Source organism: uncultured Apibacter sp. (genome assembly GCF_946479295.1).
Classification (GTDB): Bacteria; Bacteroidota; Bacteroidia; order Flavobacteriales; family Weeksellaceae; genus Apibacter.
Genome location: NZ_CAMLFD010000001.1, coordinates 336,882 through 362,208 on the forward strand (window position 1 = coordinate 336,882; position 25,327 = coordinate 362,208).

Here is a 25,327-nt window from a genome sequence, read left to right on the forward strand (position 1 = left end):
CATTAATGAACAATTATTGCATGAATAGTTTTAATTAGATACTAAAAAATTGTTTATAAAAAAGATAGGTCTACCTTATAATTTTGCATATTTTTGAAACTAATATGGAGAAACTTGAATCTAAATACAATAATTTTTCTAAATCCAACAAAATCATTAACTTAGAAAAAGGAAAATTACCTCCTCAAGCTATTGATTTAGAAGAAGCCGTACTTGGTGCCATGATGATCGATAAAAAAGGGCTAGATGAAATTATTGATATTTTATCTCCTGAAGTTTTTTATAAAAGAGAGCACCAACTCATTTATGAGGCTATAGAAGATTTGTTTAAACAAACGGATCCTATAGATATTCTTACTATTTCTAATAAGTTACGTTCTCAAGGAAATCTAGATGCTGCAGGTGGCGATTTTTATTTAATACAACTTTCGAACAAAATCTCATCTTCCGCTCATATAGAATATCATTCTCGTATTATTCTTGAGAAATACATACTTAGAAAACTTATAGAAATTTCATCTAATATGATTGAAAAGTCTTATGACGAGACTTCTGATGTTTTTGATTTACTTGATTATTCTGAAAGTCAACTATATGAAATTACCAACGGAACCCTAAAACGCACCTTTAATGAGGCTAAAAACTTGGTATCAAATGCTTTAAAAAAAATAAAATCATTAGAATCCAAACAAGGTATGAGTGGTATTCCTTCCGGTTTTAAGCATGTTGATAAAATAACGGCAGGATGGCAACCTTCGGATCTTATTATAATTGCTGCCAGGCCCGGTATGGGTAAAACTGCTTTTATTCTATCCATGGCCAGAAATATTGCTATTGGTGCGGAAACTCCTATAGGCGTATTTTCATTGGAAATGTCTGCAGAACAGTTGATGATGCGTATGATATCCAGTGAGACCGGAATAGAATCTGAAAAGCTTAGAAAAGCAAATTTATCGGAATTGGAATGGCAACAACTCTATTCCCGAGTTAATAAGCTTGAAAATGCGCCCATATTTATAGATGATTCTCCGGGTATTTCTGTTTTCGACTTAAGAGCTAAAGCCCGTAGACTTGTTTCGCAACATGGAGTAAAAATGATAATGATTGACTATCTTCAATTAATGTCAGCCGGCGGAAAAGGAATTGGAAACAGGGAACAAGAGATTGCAACAATTTCTCGTTCTTTAAAAGCGATTGCTAAAGAGCTGGAAATACCTGTTATTGCCTTATCCCAGTTATCTCGTTCCGTTGAAACTCGAGGAGGAAGTAAAAAGCCCTTACTTTCAGATTTAAGGGAATCAGGAGCTATAGAACAGGATGCTGATATTGTTACCTTTATTTACAGACCTGAATATTATAAGCTGGATACTTGGGAAGACGGAACTCCTTGTGCGGGACAAGCAGAATTTATTATTGCTAAGCATAGAAATGGAGCTTTGGAAGATGTTCGATTGCGGTTTACTAGCTCACAGGCTAAATTTTCTGATATTGATGAGGATTATTTTTCTGTACAAGAAAGTATAAGCTCAACAACTTTTGAAAGTAAAATTAATGATGAGACTTCCTTTGATAGTGCTATAAATATACCTTCTATTAATCCTAGTAGTTCTTTTGGTATTGATGATAATATTGATGATCCAGATGCCGATATGCCTTTTTAAAGCATTTTAATATTTATTTATAATTATAAATAATTAATTTAAATCATCAACACTTTAGTAACTTAGATTTTACAAATAAATTTTTATTAATACAATCCAGTATTTATAAATAAAAAAACACCTAACTAAAAATAGTAGGTGTTTTTTATGATAACGAAAATATTATTAAATTTATTTTTTTACAGTATCCACAACAGCTTTGAAAGCTTCCGGATGATTCATAGCTAAATCTGCTAGGACTTTTCTATTTAAATCTATATTTTTTTCTTTTAATAATCCTATAAATTTAGAATAAGAAAGACCATATTGTCTGGTACCTGCATTAATTCTCTGTATCCATAAAGCTCTGAAATTTCTTTTCTTTTGCTTTCTGCCTACATAGGCATATTGTAATCCTTTTTCAACAGCATTTTTTGCTACTGTCCAAACATTTTTTCTTCTTCCGTAATAACCTTTTGCTAATTTTAGGACTCTTTTCCTGCGTGCTCTTGACGCTACTGAATTGACTGATCTTGGCATACCTTTTTGTTTTTTTGAAGTGGGTGGAAGAGTTTATCTTCTCTTATATTGACCCATTCCAGGGTTAAACTTTTAAATGATTTTAAAAAACCAGAATATCATATGATATTCTCTTATTTGATTAATAATTGTCTTTTAACGCTTTTTTCATCTGCAATATCTACTAAGGTAGAATGCGTTAGATTACGTTTACGTTTTGTGCTTTTTTTAGTCAAAATGTGACTTTTGAATGCATGTTTTCTTTTAATTTTCCCAGATCCGGTAATCGAAAAACGCTTTTTAGCACCTGATTTTGTTTTTAATTTTGGCATTTTTTTATTTTTTACCTCGTTATCAATTTTACAAAATTATATATTTTTCAAAAAATAAACAAATCATTTAGGGTATGAGAAACTTTTAATCATCCATAATAGTATTGCTTACATATGTAAGTTAGGCTCTATGAAATAAAAAAATATGGAATAAAATTATTTTCAATTTCACATTCTATCTAATAGATAAGAATAAAAAATAAAGAACTCTTTTAATACATGCTTACTATAGTTAAGTAAAAAATTTGATGTCTTTTTACTATCTAATTCTTATCTTATTTTTTTGGGGACATCATCATAATCATTCTCTTACCTTCCAACTTGGGCATTTGTTCTACTTTCCCCCATTCTTCTAACTCTTGTGCTAATCTTAATAATAGAATTTGTCCTTGATCTTTAAAAACAATGGATCGTCCTTTAAAGAAAACATAAGCTTTAAGCTTTGAACCTTCTTCCAAAAATTTTTGCGCATGTTTCTTTTTAAATTCGAAATCGTGCTCATCGGTTTGCGGACCAAATCTAATTTCTTTAACAACTACCTTTGTTTGCTTAGATTTGAGTTCTTTTTGCTTCTTTTTTTGTTCGTAAAGGAATTTTTTATAATCAACTACTCTACAAACCGGTGGATTTGCACTTTCTGTGATCATTACCAAATCCAATTCTAAATCTTCAGCAATGGCTAATGCTTCTTTTATAGGATAAATTCCTTGATTAACATTATCACCTACTAAACGAACTTCCGGAACATCAATTTTTCCATTAATCTTATGTTCTGGCTCTTGTTTCTTTGGGATATATTTCCCTCTTGAATTATTTCTATTAAGTGCTATGGTATTAAAATTTTATTGATTATTTGTTGCTTTTTTCATCATCGTTACTACTTCTTCTAAAGAAAAAGTACCTAAATCTCCTTCTCCGCGTTTACGAACTGACACGGTATCGGTTGCTGCTTCTTTCTCTCCCACTACAAACATATAAGGAATCTTATTGATCTCTGCATCACGTATCTTTTTACCTGTCTTTTCGTTACGATCGTCTATCCGTCCGCAAATATCCGAATTTTCCATTAAATCCAAAACTTTTTTTGCATAATCTGCATACTTTTCACTAATAGGAAGTATAATAAATGGTTCGGGGCTTAGCCAAAGCGGTAAATCTCCAGCAGTGTGCTCAAGTAAAATAGCCACGAAACGTTCTAATGACCCAAAAGGTGCTCTGTGTATCATTACTGGACGATGTTTTTCATTATCCGACCCTATATAGTGAAGATCAAAACGCTCCGGCAAATTATAATCCACCTGTATGGTTCCTAACTGCCAGCTTCGGCCCAAAGCGTCTTTTACCATAAAGTCTAATTTTGGACCATAAAAAGCAGCCTCCCCGTATTCGATGACGGTTGGTAAACCTTTTTTTTCAGCAGCCTGCTTGATAGCATTTTCAGCTTTTTCCCAATTTTCATCACTTCCTATATATTTCTCCTTGTTTTCTCTATCTCGTAAGGAAACCTGAGCGATAAAATCATCAAATCCTAAAGATTTAAATGTATATAATACTAAATCTATTACTTTTTCAAACTCTCCGATTAGCTGATCAGGTGTACAGAAAATATGTGCATCATCCTGAGTAAAGCCTCTAACACGAGTCAAGCCATGTAATTCTCCACTTTGTTCGTATCTGTATACGGTTCCGAATTCTGCAAATCTTTTGGGTAAATCTTTATAAGACCATGGAGAGGAACGATAAATTTCGCAATGATGCGGACAATTCATCGGCTTTAATAAAAATTCTTCTCCTTCGTTAGGAGTTTTTATAGGTTGGAAGCTATCTGCTCCGTATTTTTCATAATGTCCGCTGGTTACATATAAATCTTTATGTCCTATATGCGGAGTGGCTACAATTTCATAGCCTGCTTTTTGTTGCGCTGCTCCTAAAAAGTTAATTAATTTCTGTCTTAATTTAGCTCCTTTGGGCAACCATAAAGGTAATCCTGCTCCTACTTTTTCGGAAAAAGTAAATAATTGCAGTTCTTTCCCTAATTTTCTGTGATCACGTTTCTTAGCTTCTTCAATTCTTTCCAAGTATTCGGTCAGTTCTTTTTGTTTAGGAAATGAAATTCCATATACCCGAACTAATTGTTTGTTTTTTTCATCACCTCTCCAATAAGCTCCGGCTGCATTTAAAACTTTTACTGCTTTTACAATTCCTGTCGAAGGAATATGTCCCCCTCTACATAAATCGGTAAAATTATCGTGAGTTACAAAAGTAATGGATCCGTCTTCCAGATTTTCAATTAATTCTGTTTTGAACGGATTATCTTTATATGCCTCTAAGGCTTCTTTTTTAGATACGGAACGGATATTGAACGTTGAATTTTTCTTGGCATTTTCCAACATCTTCTTTTCTATTTTCTCAAAATCCTTTTCTGAGAAAGTTTCATCGCCAAAATCTACATCATAATAAAATCCATTCTCTATCGCCGGACCTATGGTTAATTTAGCATTAGGATAGTAATCTAATATTGCTTGAGCCAATAGGTGGGCGGAAGAATGCCAGAATGCTTTTTTACCTAAATTGTCATTCCATGTTAATAATTGAACCGTTGCATCTGCGGTTATTGGATCGGCAACTTCTACTTGCTTACCATTTACTAATGCAGAAATCGTATTTCTAGCCAAGCCATCTGAAATGCTTCTAGCTACATCCAACGGTGTTACGGAATTTTGAAATTCTTTCACACTTCCATCAGGAAGGGTAATTTTTATCATTCTTCTAAAATTTTAGGGTACAAATTTACGAAAGTTTTATAAATGAAATTATTGGGCTTTTTAAAATATTCTAAAATAATTTTTTATTTTTTATAATCCAATGAGTTTTATCTTCTTATTAATACAACAATCTTATTTATTTGAGTCAAATAACTTTTTTGAAAAACATTTGAATTTATAAAATAGTATTGATAAGATAGAGAGAATATTGTATGTTAATATGGCTAGTAATTTAAATTAAAATGATTTTACCCACTGACTGTATTTCTAAATACCTCAGCGTGAATCAACTTAATCAAATCTTCCGGATTAATCTGTATTTGCAATCCTCTTTGTCCGGCACTGATATAGATTGATTTGAAGTGTAAGCAAGATTCTTCGATGTATGTAGGAAATAATTTTTTCATACCTATCGGGGAACATGCTCCTCTTATGTATCCCGTCAAATTTAATAATGATTTCATCGGAATTAAATCGCATTTTTTATTTTTTGAAATGATAGCCATCTGCTTTAACTCTATATCTTCATCGCCAGGAACAACGCAGACAAAGTATCCGGTTTTATCTCCTTGAAGAACCAAGGTCTTAAATACTTGCCTTATGTTCTCCCCTAAGATTTCAGCAACATGTACTGCACTTAAATCATTTTCATCAACTTCATAGGATATTAAAGTATAATTGATTTTATGTAAATCTAATATCCTGGCCGCATTGGTTTTGTGTATTTTATTTTTGCTCATTTAAGACTTTTTCAGATATCTTGACCTTACTTTATAAAAATCAATGTTATTTTTTGTTGTCTTATCGATCAAATTCGAGAGCCCTACCTCTTACTTCTTTTATTTCGCCATCCGTATAGGCTAATTCACCGTTTAAGAATGTTTTTTCAATAGTTGAGCTAAAAGTTACATTTTCCAAAGGAGACCAACCACATTTATATCGAAGATTCTTTTGAGTTATCGTATAAGGTTTATTAGGGTTAATCAATACCAAATCCGCATAATATCCTTTACGTATATATCCTCTTTTATTAATTTGATAAAGCTGCGCCGGAGCATGACACATTTTCTCAACCACTTTTTCTTTGGTGATTTTTTTTTGTTTTACTAATTGTAGCATCATTTGGAGAGAATGTTGCACTAAGGGGCCACCAGAGGCTGCTTGTAAGCATCCTCCTTCTTTTTCGCTCCATAAATGCGGTGCATGATCTGTGGCTATTACATCGAGCTTATTTTCAACAACTGCTTTAATCAATGAATCTCGATCTTGTTTCTTTTTTACCGCAGGGTTCCATTTAATTTTTGATCCTAGTTTTTCATAATCTTCATCCGTAAACCATAAATGATGCACACAAGCTTCACCGGTGACTTTTTTTTCTGATAATGGTTTATTTTCAAACAGACTTAATTCTTTTTCTGTAGAAATATGCAATACATGAAGCCTCGTTCCGTATTTATGCGCCAATTCAATCGCTTCGGATGAGGATTGATAACAAGCTTCTACGCTTCTTATCAATGGATGGTAAGGAATGGGAATATACTCTCCTAACAATTTTTTATAATATTCTATATTTTTCCTTATAATTTCTTCTTTTTCACAATGTACTGCAACTAGCATATTGGTCTCAGAAAATATGGCTTCTAAAGCTTTTTTGTTATCAACTAACATATTTCCTGTAGAAGAGCCCATAAATATTTTTATTCCACATACATTCCTGGAATCAACTTTCAAAAGCTCAGCATTATTATCATTGGTTGCACCCAGATAAAAAGAATAGTTAGCATAAGACTTTTGGGAGGCCAGAGCAAACTTATTTTCTAATGCTTCAATAGTAATGGTTTGCGGGTTTGTATTTGGCATTTCCATATAAGAAGTTACTCCTCCGGCTATAGCGGCTCTACTTTCACTTCGTATATCTCCTTTATGAGTTAATCCAGGTTCTCTAAAATGAACCTGATCATCAATCACACCTGGTAACAACCACAACTCTTCAGCATTTATTCGTGTCGATTGATTACGAATTTCTTCAGGAACTTCTCCAGTATATATTTCGGAAATGATATCATTTTTCAGTAAGACTGATCCTACCATTGATTGTCCTTCATTTATAATTGTGGCATTTTCAATAAGTATCATTTTTTGATTTGATTTAAATTAATGGCCTGCTGTTTTTGAAAATAAGTTTATTATAAGTACTCCTATGATAATGAATATAATACCAATAATTGCTGGAATATCCAATTTTTGTTTGTATAAAAAATAGCCTGAAAGGCTAATTAAAATAATACCTATTCCGGACCATATCGCATACGCTATACCGATGGGTATATTTCGTATTGCTTTGGTTAAGCTGTATAAAGCAGCAATAAATAAGGTAAAAAAAATCAGGGTAGGCTTCCATTTAGTGAATTCTTTTGTCATTGGCAACAGAGATGTGCCTGCAGTTTCCAAACATATCGCTATAAATAGATAAATATAGGATTTCATATTAAAATAATTCTGATTGATCCCCTAAAATTTTCATTTTCCCCAGATGTTTATATGCTTTTTCTGTTGCTTCTCTTCCTCTTGGAGTACGCATAAGATAACCTTCCTGAATTAAAAAAGGCTCATATACTTCTTCAAGTGTTCCCGGATTCTCTCCAACTGCTGTTGCTATAGTTGTTAAACCTACGGGACCTCCTTTAAATTTTTCTATAATGGTGCTTAAAATTTTATTATCCATTTCATCCAATCCGTGCTTATCTACCTTTAATGCTTCCAAACCTATTTCCGATATATTGACATCAATCTTTCCATTACCCTTAATTTGCGCAAAATCGCGAATTCTTCTTAATAAAGCATTGGCAATACGCGGAGTACCTCTGCTTCGGGAGGCTATCTCAATGGCTGCCTGATTTTCAATCGGCATGTTCATAATGCGTGAGCTCCTTTCCACAATGGTACTTAATAGTTCCGTGTGGTAATATTCAAATCTAAAATTAATTCCAAAACGCGCTCTAAGAGGTGCAGTTAATAAGCCGGAACGTGTTGTTGCTCCAATTAATGTAAATGGATTTAGATTTATTTGGACTGATCGTGCATTAGGGCCACTTTCAATCATTATATCAATTTTATAATCTTCCATCGCTGAATACAAATATTCTTCCACTATAGGTGAAAGTCTGTGAATTTCATCGATAAACAAAACATCATTTTCTTCTAGCCCCGTCAATAGACCGGCAAGATCTCCTGGTTTATCCAAAACGGGTCCTGATGTAATTTTAATTCCTACATTTAATTCATTGGCAATTATGTTAGCCAATGTTGTCTTTCCCAGACCGGGTGGACCATGCAATAAGACATGATCTAGAGATTCTCCTCTTAACTTAGCTGCCTTTACGAATATTTCAAGATTATCCATAATATGGGCCTGTCCTACAAATTCATTAAAACTCTTGGGACGTACCTGTTCCTCCTGGTCAATTTCCTCTTTCGAATATTTATCCTTATCCGGATCCAATAAATCTGACATTTTGTAAATTTAAAACATCTGGAGAAATTTAAAAAGTAAACAACATTAAATTATTCTTCTTTATTATTTAAATAAAAACTATCTCTTACTCCATAAATTCAACTTTATTTTTACCAATACTATCCAATAAAGAATTACTTATAAGTTTTTATTTGTATATCTTTTAAACATAAAAATAAACAAAAAAAAATTTATTTTATCCATTTTTATTAATGAAGAATCAATTAATTACTTCGATATTTTATATTCAACTTATCTATATTATTATTAATACTTTTACTTGGAATTTTGAAAACTGCTGGATATAAAAGTGCACTTATAATACTTGTAGATCCCCTATTGATTGATCTATTCGAAATTCATTTATCGATAACAGATACCGCTACATCTCTAATATAAAGATTTATAAAAGCCATCTCTTCTATACTTTTTATAACTCTATTCTATATTTATTTATAATTCAGATATTTACTAAAAAAAATAAAGGTTTTTTAAGGGAAATTTATATCAAATGATATTATTAGCTTTGGGATTTGGTTGATTATTGAATGGAATAGGAAGATTTGAAGCAGCGTTTGCCGTTCCTATAACAATTATAATGTCTGGGATTTAAACCGGTTTTCTTTGCAGTTGTAAGTTTTATTTCTAATAGTGTAGCCACTGGATTTTGAGCTGTTGATATCTTGGAAATTATTTTAGCTAGATAGGTGAGTATGCGAGAAAAAATTCAATCTACCAATACGAATATTACCATTTAATTAACTGTTTTAATGCTCATTACCTCTTTTAATTTAGTAAATTTAAATGATGTTATTCATAAAAATATAATGTTTTATTTATGTGCGGGAATCATACTGCTTTTGGTACAATATTTTTCTGATTTATATATCGATTGAAACTCCTACCATTTAAGGAAGTTTAGCTTCTATTATCATCATTATCATATTAGGAAAATTTTTAAGCTAAAATCTACCTGATTGAAATTCAAATAATTAATTTTTCCACTTTTATTCACTTTTATTCGTAGAGTGTATACCGCATTATATTATTGCTATATTATACTTACCAATCCTTTACTTCCGATTAAAGTTTTTTTTAAAGTAAACCTACTATTATTTCAAATAACTATCAATTTTAATATTCAAGACATTAAAAAATCAATAGGAATTTATTGGTTAACAGATACAGGAGGATTTATCCTTCAAAATATAAAAAAAATTATTTCTCATAGATTAGATAAGTCTGTAATAAATGTAGAGGGAATATTTTATCATAATAAAATGCAATAGTTTATAGACACATGTTTTATAAGTGGAAAAATTAATTATTTGAAAACAATAAAGATATTAACTCTTATAAAAAATTATATCCTGAAGCTACGAAAATAGGCTCTACTCTATAAGAAATTAGAATTTCCACTTTTAATCAAGATGGTATTTGTTACACTGAATGGATTTAGGTATTTGTAAAGGCTGATTTAGGAGTGACTGAAAACGGATGCGTTTGGATTGATCAAAATGTCGTTCACAAAAAACCTTATTTTATTAGTGAATATTTGGTTGTTATTTTAGACATGAATAAGTTAGTTAATAAGAGGCATGAAGCTTAAAAAACTATTGAATTTAATGAACTAAAATTTGGAATTTATATCCAGACCTTCTAAAATTGCTAATATTGAAGAGGCTTTGGTTATTGATATCTAAGATCCGAAAGGGGTTACTGTCATATTTAAAATAACAAACCCCTTTTTCATGGATATTATCCACACATTACTTGTTAGCAAAATTACCTAAGGAGGTTATTCTCCTTATTTTTTCCTATATGGTAAATATAATTATGTTTCTTAGCTTTTTATTATAATTGTAAGGTAAATATGAATAACTTTAGAAAATTGCATATTTAACTTTTACACTCAAATAAGTTTCAGCAGCCTAAATATCTTCTAACAATATTTACTAATTTATAAAGTACTTTTATTTTACTAAAAGTGATACTATTTGATGTGCAGTTTCAGAAGATAAAGACAACAAAGGTTGTGGATATACACCACAGACTATAATCAATGTTGCTATTACCATCAAACCTATTCGAGTTTGTAATGAAATATCTTTTTGACCTTCTAAAAATTCTTTATTTCCTTTCCCAAACATAGACATTCCATACATTTTAGTAACGTAAACAGCACAGAGTATAAGAGTTAAACCTGCGATAATAGCTCCCCAGATACTTAGTGTATAGACACTTTTTAATAAAAGAAATTCTCCAATAAAGGCATTGGTTAAAGGTACTGCCATAGTTCCTACGGATATAATCATAAATAAAACAGCTAAAAACGGAGCTTTTGTTGCTAAACCACCCATTTTACTTAAATCTCTAGTACCGAATTTTTTAATTAATATATCCGCAACATAAAATAATCCAACTACATTCACACCATGAGCCAACATCTGAACGGAAGCTCCTTCTATTCCTGTTATATCTACTCCACAATGCATGGAAACAATTGCGCTGGAAAAAATACCTGCAGCTATTAATCCCACGTGAGCCATAGAAGAAAAAGCTATCAGTCGTTTGATATCTTTCTGAACAATTGCTATCAACGATGCATATACAATTCCTATGATGGATAAAATTAAAGCTATTGTACCTGAAGTTCCTCCTACTGCTTCTGGCGAAAGTGGTAATAAGTATCTTATAATTCCAAATACTCCCATTTTAAGCATTATGCCTGATAATAGCATTGATCCTTGAGTAGGAGCCATTGTATAAGTATCGGCTTGCCAAGTATGGAATGGAAATATAGGCAATTTAATAGCAAATGCAAGGAAAAACATCCAAAAGATAAATATTTGGGCTTGTGAACTGATTTTAACTGTGTATAACGCATTTAAATCAAAGGATCCTGCTTGTAAATAGACATAGATCAATGCTACTAACATAAATAGGGATCCGAAAAATGTATAAATAAAGAATTTATAATTTATTTTCAATCTGTTTTCTCCCGTTCCATATATTCCGCATATAAACCAAATTGGAAGTAAGGTTATTTCCCAGAATATATAAAACATTAATCCGTCCAAGGAGGAAAATATTCCTACCAATCCAAACTGCATTAACAGAATTAAAGCATAAAAATTTGCAGGACGTTCATCGTTAAATGATGAATATATAATTATAGGTGTTAATGTGTTGGTTAAAAGAAGCATTAGAAGAGCTAAACCATCCATACCGAAATGTAAGGTGGATTTAATCGGAGAAAAATAAAGCTCTTTACCAAATTCAAATTGAATGCCTGAATTTGCTTTAAAATTATACCAAATAATAGCGGTTAATACCAATTCGGATATTGCAATTATAAAAGCTAAATATTTTGAAACATTTCCCTTTAAGGCAAATAATATGCCTGATCCTATTATTGGTAAAAGTAGTACTGCTAAAGTTAACATTATATCTTTTTACTTTTGTATTTAATATTAATGACTTAAAAATTCTGCAACTAGTAATAAAATAAATATACCTAGGGACATTGCAAATACATAAAACTCTACGTTACCGTTTTGTATTAATCTTACAACACTTCCGCAACCCTTGACGGTTTTTGCTGTTCCTTCTACTATTCCGTTTATGATATATTTATCCACAATATTCTTCAGAAACTTTCCAAGGTTTAAAACCGGATTAACAATTACTTCATTGTAAAATTCGTTAATGTAGGCAGCATGTGCTGAAATTTTTTCCCAGCCACTCATGTTCTCAACAATTTGGGCTTGTATTTTTCTCGTTACATATTTATTATAAGAAACAATGGCTACTAAAGCTATGACCGCTAAAGTTATGGCTAACAAGGTCATCTCGATTCCAAAAGAAGGCTCTTCATGTATATGTAAACCAACGTATATAGGCTGCAACCAATGTGCTAATTTTTGAGATATGCCCTCACCTAAATAATGGGGTAGATTTAATCCTCCGCCGATTGTAGTCAATATAGCCAATATGATTAATGGAAATGTCATTATTGCAGGACTTTCATGCATATGTTTCTTTTGTTCTTCTGTCCCCTTAAATTCTCCAAAGAAGGTAAGGAATAAAAGACGGAACATGTAAATACATGTTAAAGCGGCAGAAAATAGTGTTAGTCCCCAGATAACTTTATTTTTAGTCCAAAGTGCCACTAAAATTTCGTCTTTAGAGAACATCCCTGCTAAAGGCGGAATTCCACATATGGCCAACGTTCCTATTAAAAAAGTCCAATAGGTTACAGGTATTTTTTTTCTTAAACCGCCCATATATCTCATATCTTGCTCTCCACTCATCGCATGAATAACACTTCCTGCTCCTAAAAATAATAATGCTTTAAAAAACGCATGAGTTATTACATGGAATAAAGCGGTTGTATACGCTTCTGCTCCTAAGGCCGTAAACATTAGTCCTAATTGTGATACAGTTGAATAAGCTAAAACTTTCTTGATGTCGTTTTGTCTTAATCCTATGAATGCGGCTAATATGGAAGTAGCTAGTCCGATATACATTATAAAATCTAAGGTAATCGGTACCAAGCTATAGATTGCATTGGATCTTATAATCATGTAAATACCTGCAGTAACCATAGTTGCAGCATGGATTAAAGCTGAAACAGGGGTTGGTCCTGCCATAGCATCAGGCAACCAAGTATATAGAGGAATTTGTGCAGATTTTCCCATAGCCCCTACAAAAAGAAATATAGTGGCGGTTATTAATATCGGGTCATTGAGTTTAAATAAATTGGCTTTAGCTGCTATATCGGTATATTCTACACTTCCAAAATAATAAAACAGCATGAATATTCCAATTAGTAAACCTAAATCTCCAACTCTATTCATTACAAATGCCTTTCTGGCTGCATATCCATATTCTTTATTTGTATACCAAAATCCGATAAGTAAATAGGAACAAAATCCTACTCCTTCCCATCCGATAAATAGTATTAGGAAGTTACTTCCCATTACTAACAGAAGCATGGAAAATATGAAAAGATTTAAATAAGAAAAGAATTTATAAAAACCTTTATCTTCATGCATATATCCTATAGAATATAAATGAATAAGCGAACCTATCCCTGTAACGATCATCATCATTATTAAGGATAATTGATCTATTTGAAAGGAAAAACTAACATGTAAATGGTCTACTGTAAACCAATTAAATAATGAAGCTTTGATGGGTTCTGTAAATGTACTGAATAAATAAACAGATAAGAAAAAAGGTATCCAAACGGCTAAATTAGCAATTATTCCTACAACCTTTTTAGGCATTTTACTTCCAAAAATTCCACAAATTAAAAATCCAAAAAGTGGTAAAATTGGTATTAGATATATAATATTCTCCATTTCTTATCCTTTTAGTCTATTAAATAAGCTTACATCTACAGATCGTGTATTTCGATACATCATAGTTATGATGGCTAGTCCTACTGCAACTTCCGCAGCTGCTACAACCATGATAAAAAATACTAAAATTTGTCCATCTGCATCTCCTTTATAGGCAGAGAAAGCTGCCAACAATAAGTTAACTGAATTAAGCATCAGCTCCACACATCCTAAAATTATTATTGCATTTCTTCTTACTAATACTCCTGTCACTCCAATACAAAATAGTAAAGCGGATAAGTATATAAAATAATCTACCGGTATACTTTGTAATAAACTATTAATCATTTCTTTTTTATTTCAAGAAAATATATTTTGTTATAAATCTCTTTTTCCTATCATTACTGCACCTACTAAGGCCCCTAAGAATAGAATTCCAGCTAACTCGAAGGGTAATACATATTTACTAAATAATAAATGACCTAAATTTTTGGTCAATCCTATTTGGCTATCCGGACTGGTTGGAAAATCTATTTGCTGATATCCTTTCAGTGCTCCAATAAAGCCTATGAATACCATTCCACCGCATACGGTTGCTAATATTCTAAATGCACTTCCTTTTAAAGGTTCATCTTTTTCTTTCAAATTTAACATCATGAGCACATAAAGGAATAATACCATGATGGCTCCGGAATAAACTATAATTTGAACTATACTTAAAAATTGAGCATTTAACATTATATATAACCCAGCTATGGAAAAAAAGGTTAGAATTAATGAAATTATGCTGTACATAGGATTTTTACTGAAAACAACAAATAATGCGCTCACAACTGCACACGTAGATACTAAATAAAACAAAATTTCTTCCATAATTTTTATTTTTCTACTGGATATTTTTTTATTTGTCTTTGTGAAACATCAATTCTGTTATCCATACTTTCTACAAGCTTATCTTTTCTATATATGAAACCTTCACGCAAATGTTCCGGCATTACCAGTCGATCAGTTAGAAAAATAGCTTCTTTCGGACATGCTTCTTCACACATTCCGCAAAAAATACATCTGAGCATATTTATTTCGTAGCTTTCCGCATATTTTTCTTCTCTATATAGATTCTCTTCACCTCTTTTTCTTTCTGAAGCTACCATTGTTATAGCTTCTGCTGGACAAGCTAATGCGCATAATCCGCACGCGGTGCATCGTTCTCTTCCTTCATCATCTCTTTTAAGGACATGACGACCTCTATAAACTGGGCTGAAATCTCTCTTCTCTTCTGGATATGAAGTAGTAACCGGTTTTTTAAAAAAATGACTGAAGGTAATTTTCATACCTCCTAATACAGCAGGAAGGTATATTTTTTCCTTTAAAGTCATTTCTTTATTTGAAATTATTTTAGATTTATTGGTAAGCCTCTGCATAAATTTTAATCTTTCTTTACTTTTTTCTTTATTTTTTAGCCAAAAACAACCATTGTTGCAGTTATTAATAAATTGAGTATAGATAGAGGTATCATGACTCTCCATCCTAAACGCATAAGCTGGTCGTATCTGAATCTTGGCAAAGTCCATCTAACCCACATAAAACAGAATATGCAGAAGGTTGTTTTAATTAATAATGACACGATGCTAAGAATCCCTATTGCATTTTCTCCTAAAGTTCCATTTTCAGCCAATTTATTCATATAAGGAAAACTATATCCTCCGAAAAATAGGGTGCTTATTAATACCGAGCTTATAAACATATTTATATATTCCGCAAAGAGGAAAGTTCCGAATTTCATAGAACCATATTCTGTATGATATCCTCCAATTAGCTCTGATTCACATTCTGCTAGGTCAAAAGGAGCTCTATTTAATTCTGCAAACGAACATGTAACAAAGAGTACGAATGCCAAAGGTTGATAAAATACATTCCAAGCCAGTCCGTTTAAGAAAGATAATCCATATAAATTAGAGGCTTGTTGTTCCACCATTACTCGTAAATCTAAAGTTCCAGTCATCATAATGATTGACAGCAATGATAATCCCATGGCTAATTCGTAGGAAATCATCTGAGATGAAGCTCTTATCGCTCCTAATAGAGAATATTTATTATTGGAGGCCCAACCTCCTAACATGATTCCATACACACCGATTGAAACGATCCCCATTATATAGAGAACTCCTACATCAATATTTGCTACTTGAACTAAATAAGATTCTCCACCGATAAATAAAGATTTACCCCATGGAATGACTGCTCCAGTACTTAATGCAATGAGCATAAGTATCCCGGGGGATATGATAAACAACCATTTTTCTGCATTTTTGGGAACAAAATCTTCTTTAAAAAATAGTTTTCCTCCGTCACATAACGGTTGCAATAAACCAAATTTTCCAGCTCTATTTGGCCCAATCCTATCTTGTAAAAAGGCAGCTACTTTCCTTTCCATTAATGTTTCATAAGCTGCAGCTCCTAAACATAACACAAATAAAATAACTACCAATACTACTGTAAACCACATATGTATATTATTCTAATGTTTTAGCTTTATATTTTTCAATTTTGTAATGTGGATCATTTTTAGGTATTGGTAACTCATAATGATTAACCGAAATTACCGAATGATCACTAATGTGTGCAGGACCTTCAATGTTCCAATAATTCACGTCTTTTCTTTCAAATCTGCAATCGTTACAAATAAATTCTTCTACCTCATTGTATGCATCTTTACGTGCAGTTACTCTAATGATGGTATCTCCTTTCATCCATAAGACTGCCTTACCGCTACATTTTTCACAGGTACAGGTAGCATTTACCGGTTCTGTAAACCAAACTCTGCTCTTAAATCTTGCAGTTCTATCTGTTAAGGCTCCTACAGGACATACATCTATCATATTACCTGAGAAATCATTTTCAATGGCTTTACTTATATAAGTGCTTATTTCTGCATGATCTCCCCTGAATAGTATTCCCTGATTTCTTTGATCTGTCAGTTGATTGGCAACTAATACGCATCTTGCACAGAGAATGCATCGGTTCATATTTAATTTTATGTATGGTCCTAAATCGTCAGATTGAAAAGTTCTTCTTGGAAACTCGGAACGGGTTTTATCTAATCCATGCTCATAAGCTAAATCTTGAAGTTTGCATTCACCGGCTTGATCACATATTGGACAATCTAAAGGATGGTTGATTAGTAAAAATTCCGTAACTCCTTGTACAGCTTGTATTACTCTTTCGGAAGTAATGACTTTTACTTCCATTCCATCCATTACATTAGTTCGGCAAGCTGGTACTAATTTTGGCATGGGACGAGGATCTTTATCCGACCCTTTAGACACTTCTACCAAACAAGTGCGGCAACGTCCTCCACTTCCTTCCAATTTACTATAATAACACATCGTAGGAGGAACTGAAGCTCCTCCGATTTGGCGTGCTGCTTCTACAATTGGAATCCCTGGATTTACTTCTACAGTAATTCCATCTATTGTTACTTTTATTTTATTTGGTTGTTCGTTCATTAGATTTTTATATAACTTGATGCATTAAAAATGCCAACTGAATCCGAATGTATAATTCCATTGGAGATACAAAATTGTTTGGGAAGCTTTATCTGAACTGTTTGAAGTTGTTCTAATATCCGGCATTGATATTACTCCTTCTTTTAATTCAGTTCGTAAGAAAAATAGCTTCCAAAAAAGTAATTCTGCTCCTACTTTTGCGTCTAAGCCCCATCCTGCCAAATGAAATTTATCATGTCTTTCATTATTCATTATTGTAGCATTGGTTTTTGGTATCACGACCCCTAAACCTCCTCCTGCAATACTATTCAATTTAAAGAAGCCGGATGTTATGAAATTATGATAATATTCTAACTCTGCATTTAGGTAATTTAGACCGTCAGTATGCTCTAGATGTAAAAAATTATCGTCTAAATAAATGTATTCTCCATCTACAATTGCATTTTCAAATCCTGGAGTATTTATCGTTCCAGTAGATTTTACCCATTGTCCCGGTCTAACAACATATTTCATATGATCCATACCTAAAGAAACCGCCCAATTATCTTTAAAGAAATAACCGATTCTATAGTTTACTTGTGGTATTGTTACTCTTGTTGGATCTAAAAAATCATGAAAATTCCATCCGATCGGTTTATCGTCACCTTTAACGCCGTGTAGGGTAAAATTGTAATCATTTCCTGTAAAATGGACAGATGATCTTCCATAATAAGCTCGGTTCCAACCCCAGTAGGCATATACTTCACCTTTTCTGTGGGCTTTTCTTTTGTTTTCTTGGGCATCGACTGTACCCATTGTAAATATTGCTAATAAAAACAATAAATTACTTTTGTTAAATAGTTGCATATTCAGCTATACCATAATTTTTAGTTAAACATTCAGGATTATTAATATGCCATTCGAACTCATCTCTAAAATGTCTTATAGCTGCTGCAACAGGCCAGGATGCTGCATCTCCTAAAGGACATATTGTATTTCCGTCTATCTTATTTTGTATGCTCCACAATAAATCGATATCCTCATACGCTCCTCTACCTTCTTCTATTTTTCTTAATATTCTATACATCCATCCAGTACCTTCACGACAAGGGGTGCATTGGCCACAACTTTCATGGTTATAAAAACGTGCTAAAGTCATAGTATGACGTACAATACACTGATCCTCGTCTAATACTATAAACCCTCCTGAGCCTAAAGCTGTCCCTGTAACAAACCCACCATCAGCCATACTTTCGTAATTCATCAAACGGGTTTCTCCATTGGCTGTTTTTAATAACAGTTTTGCCGGTAAAATAGGTACGGATGACCCGCCGGGAATACAGGCTTTTAGTTTTTTCCCATTAGGTATTCCTCCACAATATTCTTCGCTGTAAATAAATTCTTCTATACTTAAATTAAAGTCAACTTCATAGACTCCCGGTTTATTCAGATTTCCACATGCTGAAATTAATTTGGTTCCTGTTGATCTTCCTACCCCCATTTTTGCATATTCTGCGCCGGTTATAGAAATGATTGCCGGCACTGTAGCTATGGTTTCTACATTATTTACTACAGTTGGGCATTGGTATAACCCTTTCACAGCGGGGAACGGAGGTTTTAATCTTGGATTTCCTCTTTTTCCTTCTAATGATTCTAATAAGGCGGTTTCTTCTCCACATACATAAGCTCCAGCACCTCGTTGTACATATATTTCAAGGTCATACCCTGTATTTTTAATATTTTTCCCCAAAAAACCATTTGCTTTCGCTTCTTGTATCGCCTTTTCTAATATATCGGGTATCCAGGAATATTCTCCTCGTATATAGATATAAGAAACATTCGCTCCTAAACAGAAAGAAGAAATAAGAATTCCCTCTATGAGCTGATGGGGTATATATTCCATTAGGAAACGGTCTTTAAATGTACCTGGTTCTGATTCATCAGCATTAACCACTAAATAACGTGGAACTCCTTCCGGTTTAGCTAAAAAGCTCCATTTCATACCAGTTGGGAATCCGGCTCCTCCTCGCCCTCTAAGACCACTGGTTTTTACTTCTTCCAAGATTTCATCCGGAGTCATTGTAAGGGCTTTTTCTGCGGCGGTATATCCTCCATGCTTTCTAAAAACTTCAAAAGTCTTTATTCCTTCTACATCAATATTTTTAAGCAATAATTTTTTACTCATTATATTATTATATATGCTTCTAAATTATTATTTAATCAATTGCAATATTTCCTGCTCTACAAAGATCAATGATTTCATTCACTTTTTCTTTGGTCAGATGTTCATGATAAAATTTACCGATTTGCATCATAGGCGCATACCCACAGGCCCCTAAGCATTCTGCAGGTTTTAATGTAAACATACCATCTGCAGTAGTTTCTCCTTCTTTTATTTGCAATTTTTCTTTGATATGTTCTATGATTTGATCACTTCCATTTAACATACATGGCCCGGTTCTACATACCTCTAATACATACTTTCCTACAGGCTGCATATTAAACATTGTATAAAAAGTAGCTACTTCATACACTTCAATTGGTGAAATATTTAATAAAGAAGCCACATAATCCATAACAGGGACATCTAGCCATCCTCCAAATTCTTTTTGAGCCAAGTGCAATACAGGAATTAAAGCAGATTTCTGCTTACCTTCCGGATATCTTGCGACTATTTCTTGTACTTTATTTAAGGATTCAGTGCTAAAAACTATCTCTTTATCAGGGCTTACACCGTTTTTAGTCATTTTTAGTTTAATGTTAGGCTGCAAATATACAATATTGAAATTTACTTAAAAAGTTAAAATCGGAGTTTTTGCCCCACATCAACCAATCTGGAATCATTATAAATAACAGTAAATTACTGCATTACAGCTAAAATAAAAATTCACAATGTCTTTATATACCCCATATTAAGCTAAATTTGATATTTTTCTTTTTCATAGCATAACTGACAGAAATCATATTTCACAAGGGTTTAACTTTTGTTAACGCCCTCTAATATTTTATGTGATACATTAAATTAATTTCACAGCTTGTAATATCCTAAATGAATGAGGTAGTTTGAACTTTTTATTTTAGTTTTACCTATGATTTATATTATTATGTTTTAAATTTTTTATCGATATTTAAAAACTTTTTATTTTTTAATTTCACTATTTACATATTAATTAGAGGGTCATTAAAATACTATGGTTTTCCACTCTTAAAAATTATTAAAATATTATTTTACATTTTACAAAATAAATGTATATTTGCAGTCCAAAACCAGTATGCGGATGTGGTGGAACTGGTAGACACGCTAGACTTAGGATCTAGTGCCGTGAGGCGTGGGGGTTCGATTCCCTTCATCCGTACCAAAAAAAGCAATTAACTATCAATCAGTTAGTTGCTTTTTTATTTTATCAAACCTGCATAACTCTTGCTCGATTATACGGTAATTATTTATAAAAAAAACTAAATACCTATAAATCAAATAAATATATAGATATTTTTATCGCTATATAAACCATATGACATTTATTTTTTAGGATTTTATAAATAAAATACATCTTCGAACCTTATACTAATTAAGAGCTCAATAAAACATGTTTTTCTTTTGCGTAATTATTTTGTACACAAACACACTTAAATACCATACAGACCAACAATTGATTATAGTAATAACCTGATGAGAGTAATTAAATAAAAAAGTTGAAAATTTTTAGATAAAAGTGAAAGAGTCACCTATAAAAAAGAAATTGAATTTCTTTTTTGGAACAACGTAGTAACTTTATATATAGACTTTTATGTATCAAATTTAGATAATTTATTTGATCGGGCTTATGAAGTATGGATTAAATATATTTTACAAGAATACTCAACGACATGCACAGCTATTTTAGATATTTCCTTTAGTTTCTGACACATTTATCATCTAACAAAATATCATTCGTAAATCCGTGATACACTTACTATTTTTGTTTTGATAAAAATATATTTCCAACGAGTAACAAAGTCCAAATAACATCTATTATATTCCAAATATTTCTGCCAATTTTAGTAACCCTTCTTCTGTTTGATCCCAAATAATTTTAAGAGCATTTCCAGACAAACTCCATTTACCTGTTTCTTGAATATCTTCACCATTATTACCAAATTTATGGTTGGTAAAGATTACTCTACCTGATGAGGTGAAATTTAAAATCATTTTATCAATTGCTTATTCTACTGAATACCGGATACCAATAAGTTTGTTTTGTTCTATTGAGGTAGTGGGTTGTTCTGAATCATAATTATCATCGTTCGAACAGTTGGTTAATGAAAGAACAAGGAAAAGACCTAATAAGAGTAGATTTAATTTTTTCATGATTTATATATTTTATTTTAATTAAAATAATTATATAAAATAATGACCGAATAGTCATTGTATGAAAATATTTATGTAATGACCTTTTGGTCATGAAAATAAATAATAAAGACGAATTATTGAAATTAGCTAATAGAGTAAAAAAAATAAGAATAGAAAAAGGTGCTAATCAGGAAATAGCCTATATTCATACAAGAATACTGGAAGAATAGATGTCTCCTATACAACTCTTGTTAAATTAAGTAAGTATTTTAATATGACATTAGAAGAATTATTGAAAAATATCTAATTAAGTTAAACTATATTAGTCTACATCTATTGAAATAGTTTCTCTAATAAGTGTAATAAAATCATTTTCATTACTGTTTTTCTTAATTGGTCTTATTCTTATAAGTTTTAGTCCAGCTACAGCAAGAATATTATCTTTCATTTTATCATTTTTAATTTGTTTCTCTTTATCATGATAATGACTATCTAACTCTATAAATTTAATGGGCTTATAATTATTCTCTGTATCAATAACAACACAGTCAATAAGTGCTCCAAAGAAATATTTTTTTTCTTCTGAAGATAATTTATTACTAATCATATCAAAATTTATAATAGCATTTAAAGATACATTAGGAATTACGAAATATGTTGGGTAAATTTCTCTGATAGCTTTGTAGAAACTATATTCTTGGTTAGATTTAAATAAACTTATTGAAGCATTAACACTACTAACATTTTTATTTTCTGTCACATATAATTTTGACTCTTGCGAGTGCTGTACAATTTTTGGCAGTTCTCTTTGGTACTGCTCTATAATCTTTTTACAAATAGGCTCATCTTTAAATATAGTAGCATAATTATATGCCGTAGCTAAATCTTTCTCAACTTCTACAATTTTTACAATTAATTTTCTATAATTATTTTCATTTAGTTTAAATACGTATTTGGGGCTTTCATGAAGTACGTAAAAATTTGTAAGACAGTGTTTATATGCCGGGTCATTAGTCGTTAATAATTCATCTATAAAATACTTATCAATTAATGGTTTTAAAACAGGCTCATTTATAATAAAATTGTAATTATCATTATCCTTAAAAATTTCAATAATTTTAGTCCAATCCTTTTTATTCACAAGCTGAAAAATTGATTCTGAATCTATTCTTTTCATAAATGATCAAATTTATTTATATAATTCATCTTTACAACAATTCCCGACTATTCCCCTAACTTATTTTCAATATACGCAATAATTCTTTTTCTTTATTTATCCCACAAAATATTTCCTCTTTCATCTAAAACATCTCCACATAAATCACATCTATAAGCATATTTTCCATCACATAAAGTATATTTGAGAGAACTATCAACACTTCTGATATGTTCATCATCATCTTTTAATACAATTATTCTATTTAGAGGAACTTCATTTTTAGCATCTTCCGCAATTAAAACTGTAACAATAAAATATGGTACAATTAAACTTTCATTATATTCCCTTCTATACTCTAAGACTATATCATCAAAATTATTTGTATTTAGCAATATCGTATCATTTCTGTGACTCCATTATCAAGAATATAATTTCGTAAAGATTGAATTGTTATTTTTCCAATATATATAAACTTAGATTTCATTTTTTATTTTCTTATAATTTTAAAGAGATAAAATTAGATAATATATGAATATGTTCAATTTAAATTTATTAAGAAGTAATTAACCATTTATTGTTAATTATTTTCTAAATTTATTGCTTAAAAATATTATTATCCCAATCTCCTTTTACCCTAAAGTCTAAAGGAAATGGGGAATATGTAGGATATTTATTTAATTTAGAGTTATTTATTTGATTTTTCATAATAATATTTCATATTTGTTACATTAGATAATTCTAAAATTGGGTTAGAATTATCAATGTTTAAAACAAAACCAAAAGGAGGGTAAGAAGATTCACAAATTACTCCATGTTTATTTGTAACTGAAAAACATCCATTTCTAACTTGTCCTTCGTTCATTAAATACATATAAATTTTATATCTCTCAGTGAGATTTTATGAATTTTCATCTAATACAAAATCTATTAGCCCTTCATAAGCATCTGTAAAATAAGTCTCATTACTACATATAAATATTAATATTATTTGTTTGATATAATTTAATAAATTAATATCTTTTATAGTAAATTCATAAAATTTGGCTCCTTTAAGGCTTTGATTGATAACGCTCAAACATATATTTGCAAGGTTTGTATAATCATTAACATATTTTAAACCTAAAAAATTATTACAGTCTTCACATAAATAATCTTTAGCATTTACAGCAAAATCCTTAAATGGAATTTATCTATATCTTGTATTTTTGTTAAATCCAGATCTTGGAGGAATATGTTCAAAACTTAATTTTTTTTTCTTTTTTACATATTCTACATATTCCTAACATACCTTTTTCATCTTACAAAGATAAAAGTATGAATTATTATAGAGCATTCAAAAATGTTGATAATATAAATTTTCATCCTGATATATTTTTAATCTTATCTAATAACTCTAACTTTAGGTAAAGAATACCGAGGAAATCTTTAATATAAACAGTAATCTGATAAATATAGAGAATTTATAACTGTTAGATTAAATCTTTGCTATTATAAATAATTAACCTATTATTTTATTGAGTATTTTACAGATTAAATGAGTTGATTCAACTTTTTTAGTTTCTATAGGCTGTTCTTTTGTTCCTCTTTTATGTAGTATATATTCATAAAATTGACACCATCTGACAGTTTCTTTATAATGATTTAAATTTTCATCGTATTTGTCTTTTCTCAAGTTTCTAATAAGTAGAAAAAACGAAAATGCAATTAATAAAATGAATGTATTAATAATTAAATAATCTTGTTTTCTTAAATCTTTAGTTATAGCAAATGTAGTAGTTAATACCATCCCAATTACAGCCAATAATTCAGTATAGTTTAGCACAGGTTTATCTGATAATTTATATTTTAATAATTTCAAATGAATTTTAATTATGTCAATAGGAATATTAGCAAATTCTTTTTCAATTTTTTCCAAACCAAAATTCCCTTAGGTAATCATCATCCCAATCAATACCCTGAATAAATGATAGTGTAGTTATTTTAGGATTGTAATTTTTAACTTTATTTTTAATAAAATTTATATCTTTAATATTTTGATGTTCTTAATATAAATAAGAATACAATAATTATGATTTCTAAAGTGATAGGTATACCAATAAAAAGAAATCATTTAAAAAAACAGTAATCTAGTTACAAATGTTACTAAAATAAATATGGATAAAATTATTCTATTATCTTTTTCCTTTTTTTAATTCGATTTTCTTCTAAAATTACTTTATATATAGTATTTTCTTCTTG

General features: G+C 30.9%; 25 protein-coding genes and 1 tRNA gene. 2 read left to right on the forward strand and 24 right to left on the reverse strand.

Translation table 11 applies throughout. The features are described 5' to 3' along the window. Positions 1–104 precede the first annotated feature (104 nt). Positions 105–1,661 (forward strand): replicative DNA helicase, encoded by a 1,557-nt coding sequence (gene dnaB, locus Q0T35_RS01590; protein ID WP_295840632.1) that lies wholly within the window; start codon positions 105–107, stop codon positions 1,659–1,661. A 171-nt stretch (positions 1,662–1,832) separates the two neighbouring features. Here dnaB and rplT read toward each other — a convergent pair whose 3' ends face one another. The 18 genes from rplT to nuoE form a co-directional block, all read right to left on the reverse strand. Beyond that, positions 1,833–2,180, reverse strand: a complete 348-nt coding sequence (gene rplT / locus Q0T35_RS01595) for a 50S ribosomal protein L20 (RefSeq protein WP_293918357.1) — start codon at positions 2,178–2,180, stop codon at positions 1,833–1,835. 113 nt (positions 2,181–2,293) lie between these two features. Beyond that, positions 2,294–2,491 carry a 50S ribosomal protein L35 gene (rpmI, locus tag Q0T35_RS01600; RefSeq protein ID WP_293918359.1) on the reverse strand — a complete coding sequence of 66 codons (198 nt, stop codon included), beginning with the start codon at positions 2,489–2,491 and terminating at the stop codon, positions 2,294–2,296. Between the two features lie 275 nt (positions 2,492–2,766). Beyond that, the gene (infC, locus tag Q0T35_RS01605; protein WP_293918373.1) at positions 2,767–3,285 is read right to left on the reverse strand and encodes a translation initiation factor IF-3; all 519 of its coding nucleotides are present in this window, start codon (positions 3,283–3,285) and stop codon (positions 2,767–2,769) included. 48 nt (positions 3,286–3,333) lie between these two features. Then, a complete protein-coding gene (gene thrS, locus Q0T35_RS01610) occupies positions 3,334–5,256 on the reverse strand; it encodes a threonine--tRNA ligase (RefSeq protein ID WP_295840634.1) in 1,923 nt (640 codons plus the stop codon). A 248-nt stretch (positions 5,257–5,504) separates the two neighbouring features. Beyond that, positions 5,505–5,996, reverse strand: coding sequence for a Cys-tRNA(Pro) deacylase (ybaK, locus tag Q0T35_RS01615; protein ID WP_295840636.1), 492 nt, complete (start codon positions 5,994–5,996; stop codon positions 5,505–5,507). Between the two features lie 61 nt (positions 5,997–6,057). Then, positions 6,058–7,392 (reverse strand): dihydroorotase, encoded by a 1,335-nt coding sequence (locus Q0T35_RS01620; protein WP_295840638.1) that lies wholly within the window; start codon positions 7,390–7,392, stop codon positions 6,058–6,060. A gap of 18 nt (positions 7,393–7,410) precedes the next feature. Then, positions 7,411–7,743: a multidrug efflux SMR transporter gene (locus tag Q0T35_RS01625; RefSeq protein WP_293918367.1), complete on the reverse strand. Its 333-nt coding sequence runs from the start codon at positions 7,741–7,743 to the stop codon at positions 7,411–7,413. Position 7,744: 1 nt separating this feature from the next. Then, entirely contained in the window at positions 7,745–8,770 is a 1,026-nt protein-coding gene (ruvB, locus tag Q0T35_RS01630; RefSeq protein ID WP_293918369.1) for a Holliday junction branch migration DNA helicase RuvB, read from the reverse strand. 1,973 nt (positions 8,771–10,743) lie between these two features. Next, positions 10,744–12,216 (reverse strand): NADH-quinone oxidoreductase subunit M, encoded by a 1,473-nt coding sequence (locus Q0T35_RS01635; protein WP_295840640.1) that lies wholly within the window; start codon positions 12,214–12,216, stop codon positions 10,744–10,746. A gap of 27 nt (positions 12,217–12,243) precedes the next feature. Next, complete coding sequence (gene nuoL / locus Q0T35_RS01640) at positions 12,244–14,136, reverse strand: NADH-quinone oxidoreductase subunit L (protein WP_295840642.1); 1,893 nt, start codon at positions 14,134–14,136, stop codon at positions 12,244–12,246. A 3-nt stretch (positions 14,137–14,139) separates the two neighbouring features. Beyond that, positions 14,140–14,463, reverse strand: coding sequence for an NADH-quinone oxidoreductase subunit NuoK (gene nuoK / locus Q0T35_RS01645; RefSeq protein WP_293918894.1), 324 nt, complete (start codon positions 14,461–14,463; stop codon positions 14,140–14,142). 30 nt (positions 14,464–14,493) lie between these two features. Then, on the reverse strand, positions 14,494–14,988 hold the full coding sequence (locus Q0T35_RS01650) for an NADH-quinone oxidoreductase subunit J (protein ID WP_293918895.1): 495 nt from the start codon (positions 14,986–14,988) through the stop codon (positions 14,494–14,496). Positions 14,989–14,993: 5 nt separating this feature from the next. After that, positions 14,994–15,491, reverse strand: coding sequence for an NADH-quinone oxidoreductase subunit I (locus Q0T35_RS01655; protein ID WP_293918901.1), 498 nt, complete (start codon positions 15,489–15,491; stop codon positions 14,994–14,996). Between the two features lie 80 nt (positions 15,492–15,571). After that, positions 15,572–16,621 (reverse strand): NADH-quinone oxidoreductase subunit NuoH, encoded by a 1,050-nt coding sequence (gene nuoH, locus Q0T35_RS01660; protein ID WP_293918896.1) that lies wholly within the window; start codon positions 16,619–16,621, stop codon positions 15,572–15,574. Positions 16,622–16,628: 7 nt separating this feature from the next. Then, positions 16,629–17,621, reverse strand: a complete 993-nt coding sequence (locus Q0T35_RS01665; protein WP_293918897.1) for a 2Fe-2S iron-sulfur cluster-binding protein — start codon at positions 17,619–17,621, stop codon at positions 16,629–16,631. Between the two features lie 24 nt (positions 17,622–17,645). Continuing rightward, positions 17,646–18,416 carry a hypothetical protein gene (locus Q0T35_RS01670; RefSeq protein ID WP_293918898.1) on the reverse strand — a complete coding sequence of 257 codons (771 nt, stop codon included), beginning with the start codon at positions 18,414–18,416 and terminating at the stop codon, positions 17,646–17,648. 37 nt (positions 18,417–18,453) lie between these two features. Continuing rightward, positions 18,454–19,785 (reverse strand): NADH-quinone oxidoreductase subunit NuoF, encoded by a 1,332-nt coding sequence (nuoF, locus tag Q0T35_RS01675; protein WP_293918899.1) that lies wholly within the window; start codon positions 19,783–19,785, stop codon positions 18,454–18,456. A 31-nt stretch (positions 19,786–19,816) separates the two neighbouring features. After that, positions 19,817–20,347 (reverse strand): NADH-quinone oxidoreductase subunit NuoE, encoded by a 531-nt coding sequence (nuoE, locus tag Q0T35_RS01680; RefSeq protein WP_293918900.1) that lies wholly within the window; start codon positions 20,345–20,347, stop codon positions 19,817–19,819. A gap of 527 nt (positions 20,348–20,874) precedes the next feature. Between nuoE and Q0T35_RS01685 the strand changes: the two genes are divergently transcribed. Continuing rightward, a tRNA-Leu gene (locus tag Q0T35_RS01685) sits at positions 20,875–20,959 on the forward strand. Between the two features lie 653 nt (positions 20,960–21,612). Here Q0T35_RS01685 and Q0T35_RS01690 read toward each other — a convergent pair. The 6 genes from Q0T35_RS01690 to Q0T35_RS01715 form a co-directional block, all read right to left on the reverse strand. Beyond that, the gene (locus Q0T35_RS01690; RefSeq protein ID WP_295840644.1) at positions 21,613–21,789 is read right to left on the reverse strand and encodes a hypothetical protein; all 177 of its coding nucleotides are present in this window, start codon (positions 21,787–21,789) and stop codon (positions 21,613–21,615) included. Between the two features lie 12 nt (positions 21,790–21,801). Beyond that, positions 21,802–21,948, reverse strand: a complete 147-nt coding sequence (locus tag Q0T35_RS01695; RefSeq protein WP_295809757.1) for a hypothetical protein — start codon at positions 21,946–21,948, stop codon at positions 21,802–21,804. A 304-nt stretch (positions 21,949–22,252) separates the two neighbouring features. Beyond that, entirely contained in the window at positions 22,253–23,107 is an 855-nt protein-coding gene (locus Q0T35_RS01700) for a DUF2726 domain-containing protein (RefSeq protein WP_295840645.1), read from the reverse strand. Between the two features lie 92 nt (positions 23,108–23,199). After that, complete coding sequence (locus Q0T35_RS01705) at positions 23,200–23,481, reverse strand: hypothetical protein (RefSeq protein ID WP_295840648.1); 282 nt, start codon at positions 23,479–23,481, stop codon at positions 23,200–23,202. A gap of 293 nt (positions 23,482–23,774) precedes the next feature. Then, positions 23,775–23,960: a hypothetical protein gene (locus Q0T35_RS01710; protein ID WP_295840651.1), complete on the reverse strand. Its 186-nt coding sequence runs from the start codon at positions 23,958–23,960 to the stop codon at positions 23,775–23,777. 627 nt (positions 23,961–24,587) lie between these two features. Continuing rightward, positions 24,588–25,004 (reverse strand): hypothetical protein, encoded by a 417-nt coding sequence (locus Q0T35_RS01715; RefSeq protein WP_295840653.1) that lies wholly within the window; start codon positions 25,002–25,004, stop codon positions 24,588–24,590. Positions 25,005–25,327: the final 323 nt, after the last annotated feature.

Bases quoted from the DNA above. Each gene is read 5' to 3' on its own strand.
- dnaB (WP_295840632.1), top strand. From the start codon at position 105: ATGGAGAAACTTGAATCTAAATACAATAATTTTTCTAAATCCAACAAA.
- rplT (WP_293918357.1), bottom strand. From the start codon at position 2,180: ATGCCAAGATCAGTCAATTCAGTAGCGTCAAGAGCACGCAGGAAAAGA.
- rpmI (WP_293918359.1), bottom strand. From the start codon at position 2,491: ATGCCAAAATTAAAAACAAAATCAGGTGCTAAAAAGCGTTTTTCGATT.
- thrS (WP_295840634.1), bottom strand. From the start codon at position 5,256: ATGATAAAAATTACCCTTCCTGATGGAAGTGTGAAAGAATTTCAAAAT.
- ybaK (WP_295840636.1), bottom strand. From the start codon at position 5,996: ATGAGCAAAAATAAAATACACAAAACCAATGCGGCCAGGATATTAGAT.
- Q0T35_RS01620 (WP_295840638.1), bottom strand. From the start codon at position 7,392: ATGATACTTATTGAAAATGCCACAATTATAAATGAAGGACAATCAATG.
- Q0T35_RS01625 (WP_293918367.1), bottom strand. From the start codon at position 7,743: ATGAAATCCTATATTTATCTATTTATAGCGATATGTTTGGAAACTGCA.
- ruvB (WP_293918369.1), bottom strand. From the start codon at position 8,770: ATGTCAGATTTATTGGATCCGGATAAGGATAAATATTCGAAAGAGGAA.
- Q0T35_RS01635 (WP_295840640.1), bottom strand. From the start codon at position 12,216: ATGTTAACTTTAGCAGTACTACTTTTACCAATAATAGGATCAGGCATA.
- nuoL (WP_295840642.1), bottom strand. From the start codon at position 14,136: ATGGAGAATATTATATATCTAATACCAATTTTACCACTTTTTGGATTT.
- nuoK (WP_293918894.1), bottom strand. From the start codon at position 14,463: ATGATTAATAGTTTATTACAAAGTATACCGGTAGATTATTTTATATAC.
- Q0T35_RS01650 (WP_293918895.1), bottom strand. From the start codon at position 14,988: ATGGAAGAAATTTTGTTTTATTTAGTATCTACGTGTGCAGTTGTGAGC.
- Q0T35_RS01655 (WP_293918901.1), bottom strand. From the start codon at position 15,491: ATGACTTTAAAGGAAAAAATATACCTTCCTGCTGTATTAGGAGGTATG.
- nuoH (WP_293918896.1), bottom strand. From the start codon at position 16,621: ATGTGGTTTACAGTAGTATTGGTAGTTATTTTATTTGTGTTATGTTTA.
- Q0T35_RS01665 (WP_293918897.1), bottom strand. From the start codon at position 17,621: ATGAACGAACAACCAAATAAAATAAAAGTAACAATAGATGGAATTACT.
- Q0T35_RS01670 (WP_293918898.1), bottom strand. From the start codon at position 18,416: ATGGGTACAGTCGATGCCCAAGAAAACAAAAGAAAAGCCCACAGAAAA.
- nuoF (WP_293918899.1), bottom strand. From the start codon at position 19,785: ATGAGTAAAAAATTATTGCTTAAAAATATTGATGTAGAAGGAATAAAG.
- nuoE (WP_293918900.1), bottom strand. From the start codon at position 20,347: ATGACTAAAAACGGTGTAAGCCCTGATAAAGAGATAGTTTTTAGCACT.
- Q0T35_RS01690 (WP_295840644.1), bottom strand. From the start codon at position 21,789: ATGATTTTAAATTTCACCTCATCAGGTAGAGTAATCTTTACCAACCAT.
- Q0T35_RS01695 (WP_295809757.1), bottom strand. From the start codon at position 21,948: ATGAAAAAATTAAATCTACTCTTATTAGGTCTTTTCCTTGTTCTTTCA.
- Q0T35_RS01700 (WP_295840645.1), bottom strand. From the start codon at position 23,107: ATGAAAAGAATAGATTCAGAATCAATTTTTCAGCTTGTGAATAAAAAG.
- Q0T35_RS01710 (WP_295840651.1), bottom strand. From the start codon at position 23,960: ATGTATTTAATGAACGAAGGACAAGTTAGAAATGGATGTTTTTCAGTT.